At 39.3% G+C, this 18189-nt stretch carries 14 protein-coding genes, 10 tRNA genes, 3 rRNA genes and 1 pseudogene; 26 read left to right on the forward strand and 2 right to left on the reverse strand.

All coding sequences use genetic code 11. From position 1 onward, the window contains the following. The first annotated feature begins 123 nt into the window (after window positions 1–123). From BBF96_RS17260 to BBF96_RS00655, 15 genes and pseudogenes are all read left to right on the forward strand, one after another. Window positions 124–1823, forward strand: a pseudogene (locus tag BBF96_RS17260) (ATP-binding protein). 292 nt (window positions 1824–2115) lie between these two features. Then, window positions 2116–3688 (forward strand): 16S ribosomal RNA (locus BBF96_RS00590). A gap of 64 nt (window positions 3689–3752) precedes the next feature. Then, window positions 3753–3829 (forward strand) — tRNA-Ile (locus tag BBF96_RS00595). Window positions 3830–3853: 24 nt separating this feature from the next. After that, window positions 3854–3929: transfer RNA gene (locus BBF96_RS00600), tRNA-Ala, on the forward strand. 41 nt (window positions 3930–3970) lie between these two features. Further along, a 23S ribosomal RNA gene (locus BBF96_RS00605) occupies window positions 3971–6958 on the forward strand. Between the two features lie 42 nt (window positions 6959–7000). After that, a tRNA-Lys gene (locus BBF96_RS00610) sits at window positions 7001–7076 on the forward strand. Window positions 7077–7081: 5 nt separating this feature from the next. Next, a tRNA-Met gene (locus BBF96_RS00615) sits at window positions 7082–7158 on the forward strand. A gap of 11 nt (window positions 7159–7169) precedes the next feature. Further along, window positions 7170–7246 (forward strand) — tRNA-Gly (locus tag BBF96_RS00620). A gap of 12 nt (window positions 7247–7258) precedes the next feature. Continuing rightward, window positions 7259–7335 (forward strand) — tRNA-Met (locus BBF96_RS00625). Between the two features lie 7 nt (window positions 7336–7342). Then, window positions 7343–7435 (forward strand) — tRNA-Ser (locus BBF96_RS00630). A 4-nt stretch (window positions 7436–7439) separates the two neighbouring features. Further along, window positions 7440–7515: transfer RNA gene (locus tag BBF96_RS00635), tRNA-Glu, on the forward strand. Between the two features lie 4 nt (window positions 7516–7519). Beyond that, window positions 7520–7595 (forward strand) — tRNA-Val (locus BBF96_RS00640). Between the two features lie 6 nt (window positions 7596–7601). Beyond that, window positions 7602–7678 (forward strand) — tRNA-Asp (locus BBF96_RS00645). 20 nt (window positions 7679–7698) lie between these two features. After that, a 5S ribosomal RNA gene (gene rrf, locus BBF96_RS00650) occupies window positions 7699–7815 on the forward strand. The 16S, 23S and 5S rRNA genes sit together here with 10 tRNA genes alongside, the layout of an rRNA operon. 136 nt (window positions 7816–7951) lie before the next feature. Continuing rightward, window positions 7952–8518, forward strand: a complete 567-nt coding sequence (locus BBF96_RS00655) for an SGNH/GDSL hydrolase family protein (protein ID WP_127015363.1) — start codon at window positions 7952–7954, stop codon at window positions 8516–8518. On the opposite strand, the gene BBF96_RS00660 is transcribed toward BBF96_RS00655, so the two are convergent. Then, on the reverse strand, window positions 8495–9439 hold the full coding sequence (locus BBF96_RS00660; protein WP_127015364.1) for a DMT family transporter: 945 nt from the start codon (window positions 9437–9439) through the stop codon (window positions 8495–8497). The genes BBF96_RS00655 and BBF96_RS00660 overlap by 24 nt on opposite strands. A gap of 270 nt (window positions 9440–9709) precedes the next feature. Between BBF96_RS00660 and BBF96_RS00665 the strand changes: the two genes are divergently transcribed. The 3 genes from BBF96_RS00665 to BBF96_RS00675 all read left to right on the forward strand — a co-directional run bounded on the left by BBF96_RS00665 (window position 9710) and on the right by BBF96_RS00675 (window position 11417). Next, entirely contained in the window at window positions 9710–10210 is a 501-nt protein-coding gene (locus tag BBF96_RS00665; RefSeq protein WP_164730824.1) for a hypothetical protein, read from the forward strand. 88 nt (window positions 10211–10298) lie between these two features. Then, window positions 10299–10847 (forward strand): ComEA family DNA-binding protein, encoded by a 549-nt coding sequence (locus BBF96_RS00670; protein WP_164730825.1) that lies wholly within the window; start codon window positions 10299–10301, stop codon window positions 10845–10847. A gap of 21 nt (window positions 10848–10868) precedes the next feature. Then, window positions 10869–11417, forward strand: coding sequence for an O-acetyl-ADP-ribose deacetylase (locus BBF96_RS00675; RefSeq protein WP_127015367.1), 549 nt, complete (start codon window positions 10869–10871; stop codon window positions 11415–11417). Between the two features lie 366 nt (window positions 11418–11783). Here BBF96_RS00675 and BBF96_RS00680 read toward each other — a convergent pair whose 3' ends face one another. After that, on the reverse strand, window positions 11784–13133 hold the full coding sequence (locus BBF96_RS00680; RefSeq protein WP_127015368.1) for a CCA tRNA nucleotidyltransferase: 1350 nt from the start codon (window positions 13131–13133) through the stop codon (window positions 11784–11786). 234 nt (window positions 13134–13367) lie between these two features. Between BBF96_RS00680 and BBF96_RS00685 the strand changes: the two genes are divergently transcribed. The 8 genes from BBF96_RS00685 (at window position 13368) to BBF96_RS00720 (ending at window position 18170) form a co-directional block, all read left to right on the forward strand. Continuing rightward, a complete protein-coding gene (locus BBF96_RS00685) occupies window positions 13368–14123 on the forward strand; it encodes a basic amino acid ABC transporter substrate-binding protein (RefSeq protein WP_127015369.1) in 756 nt (251 codons plus the stop codon). A gap of 14 nt (window positions 14124–14137) precedes the next feature. Beyond that, window positions 14138–14806, forward strand: coding sequence for an amino acid ABC transporter permease (locus BBF96_RS00690; RefSeq protein WP_418654994.1), 669 nt, complete (start codon window positions 14138–14140; stop codon window positions 14804–14806). Continuing rightward, window positions 14799–15521 (forward strand): amino acid ABC transporter ATP-binding protein, encoded by a 723-nt coding sequence (locus BBF96_RS00695; protein WP_127018131.1) that lies wholly within the window; start codon window positions 14799–14801, stop codon window positions 15519–15521. Before BBF96_RS00690 ends, BBF96_RS00695 begins: the two co-directional genes overlap by 8 nt. A 426-nt stretch (window positions 15522–15947) precedes the next feature. After that, on the forward strand, window positions 15948–16244 hold the full coding sequence (locus BBF96_RS00700) for an ATP-binding cassette domain-containing protein (protein WP_127015370.1): 297 nt from the start codon (window positions 15948–15950) through the stop codon (window positions 16242–16244). Continuing rightward, entirely contained in the window at window positions 16234–16512 is a 279-nt protein-coding gene (locus BBF96_RS00705; protein WP_127015371.1) for an ATP-binding cassette domain-containing protein, read from the forward strand. The genes BBF96_RS00700 and BBF96_RS00705 overlap by 11 nt, the downstream gene beginning before the upstream one ends. 344 nt (window positions 16513–16856) lie before the next feature. Then, entirely contained in the window at window positions 16857–17375 is a 519-nt protein-coding gene (locus tag BBF96_RS00710; RefSeq protein WP_127015372.1) for an ABC transporter permease, read from the forward strand. A gap of 202 nt (window positions 17376–17577) precedes the next feature. Continuing rightward, entirely contained in the window at window positions 17578–17862 is a 285-nt protein-coding gene (locus BBF96_RS00715; protein ID WP_127015373.1) for a hypothetical protein, read from the forward strand. 41 nt (window positions 17863–17903) lie between these two features. Continuing rightward, entirely contained in the window at window positions 17904–18170 is a 267-nt protein-coding gene (locus BBF96_RS00720; RefSeq protein ID WP_205665675.1) for an ATP-binding cassette domain-containing protein, read from the forward strand. The last annotated feature ends 19 nt before the right edge of the window (window positions 18171–18189 follow it).

Genomic DNA, 18189 nt, shown 5'->3' on the forward strand with positions numbered 1-18189 from the left:
TTCAGAAAATCTAAAGAAAACAGGTAAAATTTTATCACTGTAGGGAAATCGAATAAAGGAAAATAGATTTGATTGGAGAAACTAAGTGAATAGAAGTTAGATGATTTTTCAGGAGTGAGAAAGATGAAGTTGCCCTATGGTATAACTGATTTCAAAAAAATAAGGGAAAAAAATTATCTATACATAGATAAAACAAAATATATTAAAATATTAGAAGATTTAAATTCCGATTATCTTTTTTTTATAAGACCCAGGCGATTTGGAAAATCTCTTTTTTTATCTATGCTGGCATGTTATTATGATTTGAATTTAGCATCGGATTTTGACAGTTTATTTGGAGATTTATATATTGGTAAAAATCCAACTGATTTAAGAAATAGCTATATGATTTTAAAAATGGACTTTTCAGGTTTAAAGACGATTCAAAAGAAAATTTAGAAGATTCTTTTAGAAAAACAGTTTTGAGCAGTTTAACTCAATTTATTGAAGTAGATTATAGCCGATTTTTTTCTGATTCTAAAGAGATTGTTCACTTATTAGAAAAAGAAACCGATTTAAAACGGATGTTGGAAATTGTATATAATGTTGTGAAAAAAGCTGATAAAAAAATATATTTAATTATTGATGAGTATGACCATTTTGCCAATGATATTATTGCCATGGGAGATAGTGAATATTATCAGAAGATTATACAGGCCAGCGGCTTTGTGCGGGATTTTTATGAGACATTAAAAATTGGAACTAAGAGCGTTATTGATAAAATTTTTATTACCGGAATTTCTCCAATAATGTTGGATGATTTAACCAGTGGATTTAATATTACTATGAACATTACAATGGAACCTCTGACCAATGAAATGTTAGGTTTTACTGATGAAGAAATAGATCAGATTATTAACAGGGTTAAAATAGATTTAGAACAAATAAGTCAAATAAAAGTTCAGTTAAAGGAATATTATAATGGGTATTTATTTAATGAGGAATGTAAAAAACGAGTGTATAATCCAGATATGGTTTTGTATTATTTTGATCAATTATTAAGATATAATAAGCTACCCAGAGAATTAATTACAGATAATGTTAAAACTGATTATGGTAGATTAGACCGCTTAACAAGAAATCAGGAAAATCGAAAAACATTAGAAAAGATTATTTTAAATGAAGGAATAATAACAAAAATTGTTTCCAAATTTTCTTTTGATCGGATATTTGAACAGGAATATTTTATCTCACTTCTATTTTATATGGGGCTTTTGACTATTAATGGTACAAAATATGGTTTACTTCAACTTGGGATTCCTAACTATGTGATTAAAACGATCTATTGGGAATATATTGAGAAAAAATTAAGAGAAGATTATAAAATAAATTATGATCTGGTAGAGTTACAGAAAGTAGTATGGCAAATGGCATATGATGGCAAATTAGAACCTTTTTTAAAGTTTATTACAGAGAATGTGTTAAATATTTTGTCTAATCGTGATATGATTAAATTTAATGAAAAATATTTAAAAGTAATTTTATTTAGTTATCTTGTCTTAAGCAATTTATATAAACCTACCAGTGAAAAAGAAGTGGAAGGTGGATATATAGATATTTTTTTAGAGAAAGATATTCGTTTTTCTGATGTTAAGTATGAATGGTTGTGGGAATTAAAATATTTGAAGAAAAATGATACCGAACAGTTGGAGCAAGTGAAAGAAGAAGGATTAAGACAACTAAAAAAATATGCTGAAAGTAAAAAATTTAAAAACAAAGGGAACCTGAAACTGGCTTTAATTATTTTTATAGGAAAAGATGAATATGTGTTAGTGATGCCTTAATAAAATCAACATTTTGTATATCTTTAAAGAGAATTGCACAATATATTGAAAGTAACTGGTGATAAAAGTGGACAATACTAAATTATCAATTGCTCAATAGGTGTTACCTTCAGGTGTTTAAAAATTTTTTTAAAAAAGGTCTTGACAATCTTAAAATGAAATGCTAATATAAATGATGCCCGCGATGATAAAGCGGCAAACAAAATGACCTTTGAAAAGTGAACAGCAATCAGCCAGAAGATTTCCTTTGAGTTAAGGAAATTAAGCACTTTAAAGTGCTTAAGATAGATTTTGTTTGGAGAGTTTGATCCTGGCTCAGGACGAACGCTGGCGGCGTGCCTAACACATGCAAGTCGAACGGCCTGCTCTGACGGAGGCCTTCGGGCTGAAGTTGGAAGTCAGGCAGTGGCGGACGGGTGAGTAACGCGTGGGTAATCTACCTCCGAAACGGGGATAACCCACCGAAAGGTGGGCTAATACCGGATGAGCTTCCGGGGGCGCATGTTCCTGGAAGGAAAGGTGGCGTTAAGCTGCCGATCGGAGATGAGCCCGCGTCCCATTAGCTAGTTGGTGAGGTAACGGCTCACCAAGGCGACGATGGGTAGCCGGCCTGAGAGGGTGTACGGCCACACTGGGACTGAGACACGGCCCAGACTCCTACGGGAGGCAGCAGTGGGGAATATTCCGCAATGGGGGAAACCCTGACGGAGCAACGCCGCGTGGGTGAAGAAGTTCTTCGGAACGTAAAGCCCTGTCATGAGGGAAGAAAGGCCGCATGTTTAAGAGATGTGCGGTTTGACGGTACCTCATAAGAAAGCTCCGGCTAACTACGTGCCAGCAGCCGCGGTAATACGTAGGGAGCGAGCGTTGTCCGGAATTACTGGGCGTAAAGGGCGCGTAGGCGGTCTGGTAAGTCAAATGTGAAATACACTGGCTTAACCAGTGGGCTGCGTTTGAAACTGCCGGACTAGAGGTCAGGAGAGGAGAGTGGAATTCCTGGTGTAGCGGTGAAATGCGTAGATATCAGGAAGAACACCGGTGGCGAAGGCGGCTCTCTGGCCTGTACCTGACGCTGAGGCGCGAAAGCGTGGGGAGCGAACGGGATTAGATACCCCGGTAGTCCACGCCGTAAACGATGGATACTAAGTGTTGGGGGTTTAGATACCCTCAGTGCTGTAGCTAACGCGATAAGTATCCCGCCTGGGGAGTACGGTCGCAAGACTGAAACTCAAAGGAATTGACGGGGGCCCGCACAAGCGGTGGAGCATGTGGTTTAATTCGAAGCAACGCGAAGAACCTTACCAGGGCTTGACATCCCGTGACTACCTGTGAAAGCAGGGTTTGGCTCTTTGAGCCACACGGTGACAGGTGGTGCATGGTTGTCGTCAGCTCGTGTCGTGAGATGTTGGGTTAAGTCCCGCAACGAGCGCAACCCCTGTCCTTAGTTGCCAGCGGGTAAAGCCGGGGACTCTAAGGAGACTGCCGGTGACAAACCGGAGGAAGGTGGGGATGACGTCAAATCATCATGCCCTTTATGCCCTGGGCTACACACGTGCTACAATGGGCTGTACAAAGGGTTGCGAAGCCGCGAGGTGGAGCTAATCCCAAAAAGCAGCTCTCAGTTCGGATTGCAGGCTGCAACTCGCCTGCATGAAGCCGGAATCGCTAGTAATCGCAGGTCAGCATACTGCGGTGAATACGTTCCCGGGCCTTGTACACACCGCCCGTCACACCACCCGAGTTGGATGCACCAGAAGTCGCTGTCCTAACCGATGAGGGGGGAGGCGCCAAAGGTGTGTCTGGTGAGGGGGGTGAAGTCGTAACAAGGTAGCCGTACCGGAAGGTGCGGCTGGATCACCTCCTTTCTAAGGAGAAGAGAGTGCTGATTGCTGTTCACTTTTGAGAGGTCATAAGCCTTTCAGAAGTTAAGGGCCTATAGCTCAGCAGGTTAGAGCGCACGCCTGATAAGCGTGAGGTCAGTGGTTCGAGTCCACTTAGGCCCACCAAAGATGTGAAAGGAATATATGTGTGGGGGTATAGCTCAGTTGGGAGAGCACCTGCCTTGCAAGCAGGGGGTCAGCGGTTCGAATCCGCTTACCTCCACCATATTTCTGTACTTTGAAAACTGCATATTGGGGTTCGAGATAGATCAAGCTGTAAAGGGCATACGGTGGATGCCTAGGCGCCAGGAGCCGACGAAGGACGTGGTAAGCTGCGAAAAGCCCCGGTGAGCTGCAAACAAGCGTAGACCCGGGGATGTCCGAATGGGGTAACCCACCACAGGTAATGCTGTGGTATCACACACTGAATGCATAGGTGTGTGAGGGCAAGCGGGGGAACTGAAACATCTTAGTACCCCGAGGAGAAGAAAGCAAAAGCGATTCCCTGAGTAGCGGCGAGCGAAAGGGGAGGAGCCCAAACCCATGTAGTGTAGAAGGGTGCAGCCGTTGCTACATGGGGGTTTAGGACCTCAACGGACAGTCTGCACGCTGTCAGGGGTTAAACTGAGAGTCTAGCCGAACTGTCTGGGAAGGCAGGCCATAGAAGGTGAGAGCCCTGTAGGCGAAAGGCTTGAAGACCCTGTTGAGGATCCAGAGTACCACGGGACACGTGGAACCCTGTGGGAAGATAGGAGGACCATCTCCGAAGGCTAAATACTCCCTGGCGACCGATAGTGAAGAAGTACCGTGAGGGAAAGGTGAAAAGAACCCCGGGAGGGGAGTGAAATAGAACCTGAAACCGTATGCCTACAAGCAGTGGGAGGACTATTAGAAAGTCTGACCGCGTACTTTTTGTAGAACGGACCGGCGAGTTATGGCATGTAGCGTAGAGGTTAAGCCGAAAGGGGCGAAGCCGTAGGGAAACCGAGTCTGAAGAGGGCGCAAGTTACATGCCATAGACCCGAAACCAGGTGATCTATCCATGGCCAGGGTGAAGCAGGTGTAAGAGTCTGTGGAGGCCCGAACCACATTGACGTTGAAAAGTCATGGGATGAGCTGTGGATAGGGGTGAAAAGCCAATCGAACCTGGAGATAGCTGGTTCTCCCCGAAATAGCTTTAGGGCTAGCCTCAGGTGTTAGGTATCGGCGGTAGAGCACTGATTGAGCTAGGGGCCCTGAAAGGTTACCGAACTCATTCAAACTCCGAACACCGATACCGAAGAGCCTGGGAGTCAGACTATGTGGGATAAGCTTCATAGTCGAGAGGGGAACAGCCCAGACCGCCAGCTAAGGCCCCCAAGTACAGGCTAAGTGGGAAAGGATGTGGGACTGCATAGACAACCAGGATGTTGGCTTAGAAGCAGCCATTCATTTAAAGAGTGCGTAATAGCTCACTGGTCGAGTGGTTCTGCGCCGAAAATGTACCGGGGCTAAGCCTGTCGCCGAAGCTGCGGATTCGCGTAAGCGGATGGTAGGGGAGCATTCTATACGGGGCGAAGCCGTACCGTAAGGAGCGGTGGACCGTATAGAAGAGAGAATGCCGGTATGAGTAGCGATAAGGGGAGTGAGAATCTCCCCCGCCGAAAGCCTGAGGATTCCTGAGGAAGGTTCGTCCGCTCAGGGTAAGCCGGGACCTAAGCTGAGGCCGAAAGGCGTAGGCGATGGACAATCGGTTGAGATTCCGATGCCGCCTAATTGGCGTTTGAGCGAAGCGGTGACGCAGAAGGATAGGCCAGCACAGTGGTGGAATACTGTGTCCAAGCATGTAGGAGGGCCGGATAGGCAAATCCGTCCGGCTGTTAACTCTGAGGTGTGATGGGGAGCCCTGAAATGGGGCGAAGTGGCTGATTCCACGCTGCCGAGAAAAGCCGCTAGCGAGCCAATGGGCGCCCGTACCGCAAACCGACACAGGTGGGCGAGGAGAGAATCCTAAGGCGCGCGAGAGAACCCCCGTTAAGGAACTCGGCAAAATGACTCCGTAACTTCGGGAGAAGGAGTGCTCCGAGTAGGAGAAGCGGCGAGCCCGCGGATTCGAAAGGAGTTGCAGAGAATAGGCCCAGGCGACTGTTTACCAAAAACACAGGTCTCTGCTAAGTCGCAAGACGAAGTATAGGGGCTGACGCCTGCCCGGTGCTGGAAGGTCAAGGGGAGATGTTAGCCATTAGAGGCGAAGCATCGAACTTAAGCCCCAGTAAACGGCGGCCGTAACTATAACGGTCCTAAGGTAGCGAAATTCCTTGTCGGGTAAGTTCCGACCTGCACGAATGGCGTAACGACCTGGGCGCTGTCTCAACGGGGGACTCGGCGAAATTGTAGTGTGAGTGAAGATGCTCACTACCCGCGGCAGGACGGAAAGACCCCGTGGAGCTTTACTGCAGCCTGATATTGGATTTTGGTACAGCATGTACAGGATAGGTGGGAGGCGTAGAAGCCAGCACGCCAGTGTTGGTGGAGCCGTCGGTGGGATACCACTCTTGCTGTGCTGGAATTCTAACCAGATACCGTGATCCGGTATTGGGACATTGTCAGGTGGGCAGTTTGACTGGGGCGGTCGCCTCCTAAAAGGTAACGGAGGCGCCCAAAGGTTCCCTCAGTGCGGTCGGAAATCGCACGTAGAGTGTAAAGGCAGAAGGGAGCTTGACTGCGAGACAGACAGGTCGAGCAGGTACGAAAGTAGGGCTTAGTGATCCGGCGGTAGAGGATGGAATTGCCGTCGCTCAACGGATAAAAGTTACCCCGGGGATAACAGGCTTATCTCCCCCAAGAGTTCACATCGACGGGGAGGTTTGGCACCTCGATGTCGGCTCGTCGCATCCTGGGGCTGAAGCAGGTCCCAAGGGTTTGGCTGTTCGCCAATTAAAGCGGTACGCGAGCTGGGTTCAGAACGTCGTGAGACAGTTCGGTCCCTATCCGCCGCGGGCGTAGGATATTTGAGAGGATCTGTCCCTAGTACGAGAGGACCGGGATGGACGCACCGCTGGTGTACCAGTTGTCCCGCCAGGGGCACCGCTGGGTAGCTATGTGCGGAGTGGATAAACGCTGAAAGCATCTAAGCGTGAAGCCACCCTCAAGATTAGATATCCCGCTGAGTTAATCAGGTAAGACCCCTGGAAGATTACCAGGTAGATAGGCCGGAGGTGTAAGGGCAGTGATGTCCTTAGCTGACCGGTACTAATAGGTCGAGGGCTTGATCTATCGAAGATCCCAGTATGCAGTTTTGAAAGTACAGATAAATGTGGGCCATTAGCTCAGTCGGTAGAGCACCTGACTTTTAATCAGGGTGTCGGAGGTTCGATTCCTCCATGGCTCACCATTCATCGCGGAGTGGAGCAGTCTGGTAGCTCGTCAGGCTCATAACCTGAAGGTCGTAGGTTCGAATCCTACCTCCGCAACCAATTTTAAGCAAGCGGGAGTAGTTCAATTGGCTAGAGCATCAGCCTTCCAAGCTGAAAGTTGCGGGTTCGAGTCCCGTCTCCCGCTCCAACTTTTCAACATGGGTCTATAGCTCAGTTGGCTAGAGCGTGCGGTTCATACCCGCAAGGTCAGTGGTTCGAATCCACTTAGACCCACCAATTATGCGGAGAGATACCCAAGTGGCTGAAGGGGCGGGTTTGCTAAACCTGTAGCAGGGGTCTTCCCCTGGCGAGGGTTCGAATCCCTCTCTCTCCGCCATTATGCTCCCATCGTCTAGCGGCCTAGGACACCAGGTTTTCAACCTGGCGGCACGGGTTCAAATCCCGTTGGGAGTGCCATTTAGGGCGCATAGCTCAGTTGGGAGAGCACCTGCCTTACAAGCAGGGGGTCATAGGTTCGAGTCCTGTTGCGCCCACCATTTTGCGGAGACGTGGTGTAGTTGGTTAACATATCGGCCTGTCACGCCGAAGATCGCGGGTTCGAGTCCCGTCGTCTCCGCCATTTCAAAAGATAATAAAGTTTCCCGTGACGATAGCGGAGGGGCCACACCTGTTCCCATTCCGAACACAGAAGTTAAGCCCTCCAGCGCTGATGGTACTGCAGGGGAGACCCTGTGGGAGAGTAGGACGTTGCGGGAATTATTTTTAAACTCTACGCATACGCGTAGAGTTTTTTTAGTGTTTAGAAAATTATACTTTTGTAGTAAGATTATAATTGAAAATTTTTAAGAATGATTGTAATCGAAAAGATTAAGGATATAATAGGAGGAGAATTATGAGAATCTTTTGTCTAGGAGATAGTTTAACCCGGGGATATGGAGTAATGGCAGATAAGAGTTTTCCAATACAACTTAAGGAAATACTAAAAAAAAGAGGAATAACAGTAGAAGTTTATAATCTAGGCATAGATGGGCAAACATCAATGGAGCTGAAAAATCGATTTCTTGATCAACTTTCTGATGCCAAAAAGGGTGATCTGGTATTTTTGTTAATAGGAACAAATGATACTTTAGGACTTAGATTGGCAGTTGATCATTATATCAATAATCTCAGGGAGATGGTGAACTTAATTTTGATAAAAGGTTTGAAATTATGCATTGCAACTTTACCACCGGTTGAAATAAACTATTTTTATGGTGAAGATCCAGGCCATAGAATACGAAAATATAATGCTGAAATCCGTAAACTGGCTCAGCAAAAACAGCTACCTTTAGTTGAACTCTCCGATATTGATGTTAACCTGACAATTGATGGTGTACATTTCGGAGAAAAAGGATACAAAGAGATTGCAGAACGTTGGGCTAAGCAGGTTATCTTTTTAGCTTCTAAGGCCAGTGGTTAAAGTTGATTCTTTTTTGTTGACTGCAATAATTCCAACAACTACTAATACTAGAGCAGCTACTTTACTAAGAGTAAAGTGATCTGTCGGTATAAAAATAACTGATAATATAGATCCAGCCACAGGAATCATAAATTTATATAAAGAGATTTCCCCTGCTTTATTATATTTAAGAAGGGAATACCATAATGAGAAAGCAACGGCTGATAAAAAGGAAGAATAGATTAATAAAATCCAGGCTTTAGTTGTAAATCTAAGTGTACCTGGCGCTAATCCTGATAATCCAAATCCAATGAGTAAAATTGAACCTATAAACATCTGCCACCCTGTAACTAAAAAAGGATTAATTTTTGTGGAAAGTCTTTTTGCCAGTATGGTTCCCAAAGCGCCAGTAAGTCCAGCTAGAATTAAAAATCCTTCACCCTGAAAAGAAAAATCCAGAGTAAAATCTTTTCCCCAGTTGACCAAAAAAATTCCTGAAAAACCTGTAATCAAACCAATGATTTTTCGCCAATTTATTTTATCATTTTGGTAGATAAAGTGGGCCAGGATTACGACAAAAAATATTCCAATTGAATTAAGAATTGCAGCCTTCATTCCAGATGTATGAGCAAGACCATTATAAAAAAAGAAATATTGTAGAGTGGTTTGTAAAATACCCAGTAAAATTAGCTCCAATAGATTTTGTTTATTCACTTTTAAAGACTGTTTTAAACCAAAACTTACTAAAAAGAACAATAATATAGAAGCTAAAAAGAACCGTGTCCCAGCTAAAACAATTTTCCCATACATATCCTGGGGTACTAACCCTAACTCTGTATAGGTAATTTTTAAGACTGGAAAAGCACTGCCCCATAAAAGAGAACAGATTAATGCAATCAGGATTACATAGTATGGATTGGTGAAGTATTTTTTAATATTCATAATGCACCTCTTAATTTTTTAATAGTACTTTTTTTCTATTAGATATTTTATCAAACTTAAGATACTTTGTCCAAAATATTTTTAGGTGTTTTTAGACCTCTTGATGTTAATATCTTGACAGATGTATTTTTTTCCATTATTATGAAAGTAAATAATACCATTTTTGGGAGGTTGAATATGAGAATTAAGCTGGTTGAGCCAATTAGAAATCCTGAAAGCATATTCAACTCAATTTCTTGAAATATGATTGATTTTACAGAATTTTGCCCGTTGAAAGGATTGGTTATAGTAGATAATGAACAGGAGATAAAAAAAGAAAATCTGTATTATAGTGCATTTAATACAGACCAGCAGGAGATAGAGGAATACGGTATTGAAAAAATATTTGGTCACAAATATGCTCACATTATGTTTTATCTTTTAAATTTTAATCTGGAAAAACAGAGATCAAATAAATTTCATACCTGTACTGCAATCAGCGATTTTTATACTGCGTTTTTTGAAGGTTTTGCAGAACATCTTGAGATTGTTTCTATTGATTTAGGGTTAGAGGGTATGGTAAAATTAGATGGACTTTGGGATTATGGTTTGGAGTTAAATGCATGGCTTTCCTATCGTGATGCCCAATTACGATATTTTGCTGTCAAAAACAACTGTTTTTTTTATCATACAGCTTTACCGGATATAGAGGAATATGATAACTATATAGATTTAGATTTTAGCCTCAGAAGGAGCTATAGTTTCTATCTTTTATCATATCTATGCTCATGATACTTTTAAGAATAAATATTTTTCAGATAATTTTTATTCTTCTTTTGGGGTTACAAAAAAAGATATCACACCTATAGAAAATCTTTATTTGAAAATATTTTTTGCATTGTCCAAAATAGAGTTTCAATCCTGTTCATTGCTTATGATTACATTTATTAAATCTTATGATAGATGTTTTCTTGAAGAAAAGAAAGATCTATATTCTTTATTTTTAGAATTAACCCACTATATTACAGTCTCTTTTGAAGCCGGTTCATTATTTGGTGAACTTTATCATAGAGGACGTCGGGGATTAATAGAAGAGTTTAAGGAGATATATTTAAAAGCAATGAATTTCAAAAAAGAGATATTAGAACAAGTGTTAAACAATAAACTGGCTTTTAATGCTGCAGTATATCCTGAGTTATGGGTGAAAAATCCTGATTGTAAAATTCCACCTTATCCCTGGATTCCTAAACGGATGGAAGAATATATTTTAGATTTAAATACGGCTACTATAATAGATTTTATGTTATTTAAGGGAATTGACTTAAAGAAAGCAAAAGCAATAGTGGAAACAAGAGAAAAACGAAGAGGTTTTGGCTCAATTGAAGAGTTTCAAAAGCTATACCCTGAGATCATACTGGAAAAAGTATAAATCAAAAGGTGGTGTGGCTTTATGGAAATTAGGATTAATGACACTAGACTAACACTGGTAAAAGGAGATATTACCCTACAGGAAACCGAAGCAATTGTTAATGCTGCTAATTCCAGCCTTTTAGGAGGAGGCGGAGTTGATGGGGCAATTCATAGGGCTGGAGGCCCCAAAATTTTAGAAGAGTGCAAAAAAATTCGGGCCAGGCAGGGAGGTTGTCCAACAGGTGAGGCAGTTATTACCACAGGAGGTAATCTAAAAGCCAAATACGTCATTCATACAGTTGGCCCTATCTGGCGTGGAGGAAACTCTAATGAACCACAGCTTCTTAAAAACTGCTACATAAATAGTCTAAAACTTGCTAAAGAAAATAATATAAAGACTATTTCCTTCCCTTCAATAAGTACTGGTGCGTATAGATATCCAGTGGATAAAGCTGCGGTAATAGCATTGAGTGCTGTGATTGAATTCCTTCGTAAAAATAATGGTTTTGAAGAAGTAAGGTTTGTTTTATTTAGTGATGAAATCTTTGATACATATAAAGAGGCTTTGACCAGTTTATGTTCTAATTAAAAGATTTTACTACAAAAAGCTAATTTTTCGTTTCATAAAGAAATTTTTCGAACCATCTTAAAGTTTGATTTCAGTCGAAATAAGGCACACTAATCAAATGGGCCCTCCTGGCTTTTGATTAGCTCATCAATCCTTATATGAGGCCTTATTTCGATTGAAATCTTACTAAGATGGTTAAACGAAAAATTTCTATGGTGCTCAAAATTAACTTTTTGCCGTTTAATTATTAAAAATACAGAAGAATTTTTCCCAACCAGGAAAAGTAATTATAACAATCAAGTTGCTTAAAGGGAATAATAGCTAAGGATAAATCCCCTGACCATAATTGGTCAGGGTTTATTTTATAGAAGGGCCAGCACTCCCAGGTCATTTATCACCTATCTTTTTTAGAACTTTTTCATATATTTCTGGTATTAGATCAATCAGTTTTTCATGATGATTAAGTTCTGGATGATGGAGAACTCTCTTCAGTATTTCATCCAAAATTATTCCCACTATTGGGCCAGGTTCAATTCCTAAACACTCTAAAACATCCTTTCCATTAATCTTAAGATCACTGACTTTAAGAGGATACTTCTTTTTCCAGATTATCTCCATTCTGGATAAAAGATTTTGATATTCGGTGTATTCCTCAGTAAAATTTCCCCCTCTACCCATTCTATTAGCAAATCGTACCTTAGCAAAACGTATTGCCTGTTCCCGTGTTCCTAAAGAAGACATCAAGTATCTTAATTTCCGATCAGATCCTCTTACTTTACGCATATGATGGCGTATTAGTTGAGCGACAGAATTCTTAATGTAATTGGAAAACTTAAGTCTTTCTAAAATATTAAAAGCTATTTTAGCACTTTCTTCTGCATGGTTATAAAAGTGGATTGTACCACTTTCATCCGCACTATAAGTTACGGTTTTTCCAATATCATGCAATAACACCGTCAGTCTAACAATAAGATCCTCTTCAGCGTATTTTAATGCGTGGGCCAAATGTCCAAAAAGATCATATTTATGATCAGATCTTTGCTGTACTCCTACACATGCCTGCAGTTCAGGCAGAATATATTTGAGTAGATTGAGTTGAAGTAAATCATAGATTCCCTGAGTTGGGTCTTTTGCCATTATTATTTTGCATAACTCATCAGCAATTCTCTCTTTACTTACATTATTGACCAGGTGAGCATTTTCTTTAATAGCTTGACTTAGAGTATCTGTTATTATAGTAAAACCCTTGTCCACTTTGAATCTAATTGCGCGCATCATCCTTAATGGATCTTCTCTAATTCTTTCGACAGCAGATCCTACAGTTTTAAGGGTTTTGCTTTTAATATCCTGTAATCCGTTAAAGGGGTCATAGATTATATTTTTAATGGGATCATAGGCGATGGCATTAATAGTGAAATCACGGTGTGCCAGATCTTCAGATAATTTGTCTGCATATTTTGCGTTTTTTCTAAATGTAGTAACTTCAACTGTAAATTTTTTATCCAAAACAACCGTGATAGTTCCAAATCTCCTACCGGTAGGTATTGTATGTTCAAAGAGGGACTCAATCTGATCTGGAGAAGCATCAGTTGCTACGTCAAAATCCTTTGGTGTAAGACCAAGGGCGATATCCCTCAGTGCGCCCCCGACAACATATCCAAGAAAACCTGCCTTATTAAGAGTTTCACAAATTGATTTAACGTAATTTGGGATTTTATCTGTGAATACATTTACCATTTTAGACAGACTCCCTTCAAGAATAACTTACTTAAAGTAGCTGATCCTGTTATCTTTAATTCTGTAATGCTGTTATAGTTTCCTCTCTTGACTATCATTATTACCCGGTTAACATAACAGGATTTGTTGATTATTGCCAGGGGAATTTTTTTGAGAAAAATAAAAAGTATACTTGAATAATAATTATTTTTTGTGTATAATTATACACATTAAAAGGATAAGGAGGGAGCTAAAATGAAAAAAATAAGTCTAATTTTATCTATGTTAGTACTTATGTTAGGAGTGGTGGTTGGTCTTTCAGGGTGTACCTCAAACAAATCGGTACTAAAGGTTGGGTCAGATATATCTTATCCTCCATTTGAATATGTGGATGAAAAAACCGGGGAATTTATGGGTTTTGATATTGATCTGATCAGAGCACTTGGTAAAGAGATGGGTTATGAAGTAGAGATTATAAATGCTGCATGGGAAGGAATTATTCCTGGGTTGATAAATGGGAACTATGATCTTATCATTTCGGCAATGACCATTACTGATGAAAGAGCCCAGGCAGTTAATTTTTCTGATCCATATTTTACTGCCGGTCAAGTTATTGTTGTCAGAAAGGATAATGAGGAAATTAAAGAACCCGCTGATTTAAAGGGTAAGGTGGTTACAGTACAGATAGGAACTACCGGTCAATTTGCAGCTGAAAAGATTGAGGGTATTAAGGAGATCAAAAAGTTTAATACAACTCCAGAGGCCTTACAGGAGTTGAGAAATGGTTCTGCTGATGCAGCAGTTGTTGATCTGGCGGTGGGTGAGTTATATGTAAAAGAACATCCAGATGCTAAAATCGTAGGCAAGCCATTTACCGTTGAATATTATGGCATTGCCGTTAAAAAGGGAAATGAAAAATTATTGAAAGAAGTAAATAAAGCTCTGGCTACATTAAAGGCAAATGGGAAGTATGATGAGATTTACGAAAAATGGTTCTCAAGCGGGAAGTAAAGGAGTGGGTAATGGTGGATTTTCGCATAGATTTAATTTTGCAATCCCTGCCTGTGTTGGGGCAGGGACTCTTAATGACATTAGAGTTAACAGTTCTTGCAGTGGCGATTGGTACAGTTCTAGGAACATTATTTGGCTTGATGCGGGTATCAAAGAACAAAATCTTTTACTTTCTTGCATCAATGTATGTAGATTTCTTTCGCGGTACTCCCCTATTGGTTCAACTTTTTCTGGTTTACATGGGATTACCTCAGATTCTTGGTTTCCCGTTAGATAGATTTACAGCGGCTATTGCTACCCTTAGTCTGAATAGTGGAGCCTATATTGCCGAAATAGTAAGAGCCGGGATTCAGTCCATTGATAAAGGACAATGGGAAGCTGCACTATCTTTAGGGATGAATTATCAACAGATGATGAGATATGTTATTTTACCTCAGGCATTTAAAAGAATTATACCAGCCCTTGGCAATGAATTTATTGCTATGCTGAAGGACTCATCACTTGTAGCTGTTATATCTTTAGAGGAGTTATTGAGAAAGGGACAATTGATAATCACCCGGACTTTTAGACCTTTTGAAATTTATTTTGCTGTAGCTATTTTATATCTACTGCTAACTACCCTGATTTCCCGATTTATTGCCTATACAGAAAGGAGGCTTAATATTGAGTCAACCGATAATTGAAATTAAAGATGTCAATAAATATTTTGGTTCACTTCATGTTTTAAAAGATATTAATAACCAGGTAAAGCAGGGAGAAGTTCTGGTTATAATCGGGCCAAGTGGCTCGGGTAAAAGTACTCTCTTACGCTGCATTAATCTATTAGAAGATATAACATCAGGTGAAATTCTTTTTAAGGGGAAAAAGATAAATGATCCTGAGGTAAATATTACTCAGATCCGGCAGGAAATTGGGATGGTATTTCAGCATTTTAATCTATTTCCTCATAAAAGTGTAATAGAAAATATTACATTGGCTCCTGAAAAAGTAAAAGGACTGGACTTAGAAGAAGCAAGGGAGATTGCCCTTAATTTGCTTGAAAGAGTTGGTCTAAAAGATAAAGCAGATAATTATCCTGATCAATTATCAGGAGGGCAAAAACAGCGGGTTGCTATTGCAAGAGCCCTTGCCATGCAGCCCGAGGTAATGCTTTTTGATGAACCAACCTCTGCCTTAGACCCGGAGATGGTTGGGGATGTGTTAGAGGTAATGAAAGAATTGGCAAAGGATGGTATGACCATGATTGTTGTGACCCATGAGATGGGTTTTGCCAGAGAAGTGGCTGATAGGGTAATTTTTATGGATGGGGGTCAGATTGTGGAAGAGGGAACACCTGAAAGGATTTTTAACAATCCTTGTGAAAAAAGAACCCGGGAGTTTTTGAGTAAAGTATTATAGACTTTAAAAAGCTGATGTTTTCATTTTAAAAGAAATTTTTCATTAAACCGTCTTTTTCTTCTATTTAATTAAGATGGTTTAATGAAAAATTTTATGGTGGTCAAAATCAGTTTTTTATGATAAAGCAATTATAATTTACAAAAAGATAAGTAATACAAAAAGGTATCTAGAATAATATGTTATGTATAAATTTATTATAACCCGCCAGAAAATGCTCCGATTTGTTGGAGTGATTAAAGGCGGGTTTTTAATATATTGATAAAAATTGTTAATTTATAATTGAATTTAATGATTAAATATATTATAATATAGTTGGCATAAATATTGGAAAATTAATCTTAAGTAGTTTTTTATACGTTTTTTTAAATGTAATTTATTTTTTTATAAATTATTGTTTTACAAATAATTTTAAAGGCGGGAGAGTTTATGGAGGTTTATAAAATAACAAATTTATGTAAAACTTACAAAAAAGGTTCTGTTATTGCCAATAAGGATATTAATTTAACTATTAAAGAAGGAGAAATATTTGGCTTATTGGGCCCAAATGAGGCGGGAAAGACAACTCTGGTAAAACAGATGGTCGGGCTTTTAAAGCCTACGAAAGGAAGTATTAAATTTTACGACCAGGAAGTGAGTTCAAATCCTGAAGTAGTTACTCATTTTATTGGTTATATGACACAGAGAATAGGGACATTGGGTGATTTGCGGGTACATGTTAGATGAATCTACCAATTACCTTGATCCCGTACATCGCAAACAGGTCTGGGACAAATTATTGGAATTAAATAGAACACAGGGTTTGATTATTATTCTGGTAACACATAATGTTATCGAAGCGGAAAAAGTGTTGCAAAAAGTGGGATTGATTAATCATGGCGAAGTAAGAGCTATTGATACAGTAGGGGAGTTGAAAAAGAGAATTTCCCGTAAAGTAAAATTGGAGATGAAATTAAATTCCACTGCGGAGGGCCTGGATTTCATTTTATTATAGAGTCAAAAATTTCAGATTGTTCCTCAGGGAGAAAATCAATGGACAATTTATATTGAAGAAAATGACCTTGAAGATGCTGTGCATTTTGTTATTGAAAACATAGGTTTAAAGAAGTTGAATGATTTTAGAATATTGACTCCAACATTAGAAGATGTATATATTCAACTGAGTGGGAGGGTTAAAAACGATGAGAGTAATTAATGCTTATGTTAGTAATAATGGTAGAGTGGTAATTGACAAAGGGAAGTTAATGTCCAGAATATACAGATAATTTTAGGTGTATTTTAACCTGGCTTTTGTTCGGTGGGCAAATGTTCGGAATGAGTAGTATTTTCATATTTTAATTGGCCCATTGTTTCCATTGTGAAAATGATCTGGATTATTTTGCAACGCTTCCTTTTTCTAAACTTCAATTGATTTTAGGATTTACGACTATAAGTACAATTTTTACTATTCCTGGTATGTTGTTAACATTGTTTATTGGTAAATTATGGTTAAATTTCCCCATTGTATTTCATCCCATGATTGTTGTAGTAATGATTTTCTCCGGTTTATCGATGGTTGGTTTAGGAACACTGTATGGGGTTTGTGCCAGAAATGGACACCATGCCAATATGTTGAATAATATAACAATGATGATTATAATGTTTTTATCTCCGGTATTGATTCCAATTGAGAATTTACCCGTTATATTCAGATATACTTCCAAGTTGTTTCCCACAAGTTATGCAGCCGATGCATTCAGGTCAGTTTTGTTGGGAGTGGTAGATAAGACTTTTTATATTAATCTAACATGTCTAATATTGTTTACTATTGGTCTGTTGTATTTTGCTGTCAAAAAATTAGACTGGCGGGTAGAATAAGGATTCCATTAATTATTTTCAGATTAAGCTTTTATTTTAACTTAAAATCGGCAAGTAAACCGAAAATAAATGGAATTCTCTCTTAAACAGATGTCCTAAAGCCAGTTTTACGCTTTTTGATCTTTAAAAACTACATATTAGTAACTAATGTAAAGCAAACGTCCATATTGATGCGATAGAAATTAAGCCACCTTTCGGGGTTTTGCAAAATGAATGTTGTCCAACTGTCTTTTTATGCAAAAACAACAGTTTTAAAGAAGCATTTAAGCCTGTGGCGGATATAATTGTTTACTCTTTCAAGCCATTTACTTGGAACAAATCTAATATATTTAAAGTATTATTAGATATAGAAAATGATATTTATGAAAATTTTAAAATAGTCACTTACCCATCGTTAATTTTTATAAATGAAAAAAGTCAAGTTGAAAAAATATTAGTTGGCTGGAAAAAGAGCCATATGAAAGAAATTAACAATTTTATAAAATAATTTCATTGGATTATAAAATAACTTTATCAGGGGGTATGAAAATGCAAGAGTACATAATTAAAACTAATAATTTATCTAAAAAGTTTGGTGATAGAGAGGTTGTTAAAAAACTTAACCTGAAAATTAAAAAAGGAGAAATATATGGTTTAATCGGACCAAACGGAGCGGGTAGAACTACTACAATACTGTTGTTAAATGGGTTTTACAGGCCAACCAATGGGAGCATATATATAAATAATATTGATGTGACAAAAGATGAAATTAGTCATAAAAAAAATTGGTTCTCCGTCAAATGTTGTGAAAGATAAGTTGGCTCCGTTGAATTGA

It is taken from the genome of Anoxybacter fermentans (genome assembly GCF_003991135.1).
Taxonomy (GTDB): Bacteria; Bacillota; Halanaerobiia; order DY22613; family DY22613; genus Anoxybacter; species Anoxybacter fermentans.

Excerpts from the sequence above, each read along its gene's own strand:
- BBF96_RS00680 (WP_127015368.1), bottom strand. The coding sequence starts at position 13,133 with ATGGTAAATGTATTCACAGATAAAATCCCAAATTACGTTAAATCAATT.
- BBF96_RS00660 (WP_127015364.1), bottom strand. The coding sequence starts at position 9,439 with ATGAATATTAAAAAATACTTCACCAATCCATACTATGTAATCCTGATT.
- BBF96_RS00705 (WP_127015371.1), top strand. The coding sequence starts at position 16,234 with ATGTTAGATGAATCTACCAATTACCTTGATCCCGTACATCGCAAACAG.
- BBF96_RS00685 (WP_127015369.1), top strand. The coding sequence starts at position 13,368 with ATGAAAAAAATAAGTCTAATTTTATCTATGTTAGTACTTATGTTAGGA.
- BBF96_RS00675 (WP_127015367.1), top strand. The coding sequence starts at position 10,869 with ATGGAAATTAGGATTAATGACACTAGACTAACACTGGTAAAAGGAGAT.
- BBF96_RS00700 (WP_127015370.1), top strand. The coding sequence starts at position 15,948 with ATGGAGGTTTATAAAATAACAAATTTATGTAAAACTTACAAAAAAGGT.
- BBF96_RS00655 (WP_127015363.1), top strand. The coding sequence starts at position 7,952 with ATGAGAATCTTTTGTCTAGGAGATAGTTTAACCCGGGGATATGGAGTA.
- BBF96_RS00720 (WP_205665675.1), top strand. The coding sequence starts at position 17,904 with ATGCAAGAGTACATAATTAAAACTAATAATTTATCTAAAAAGTTTGGT.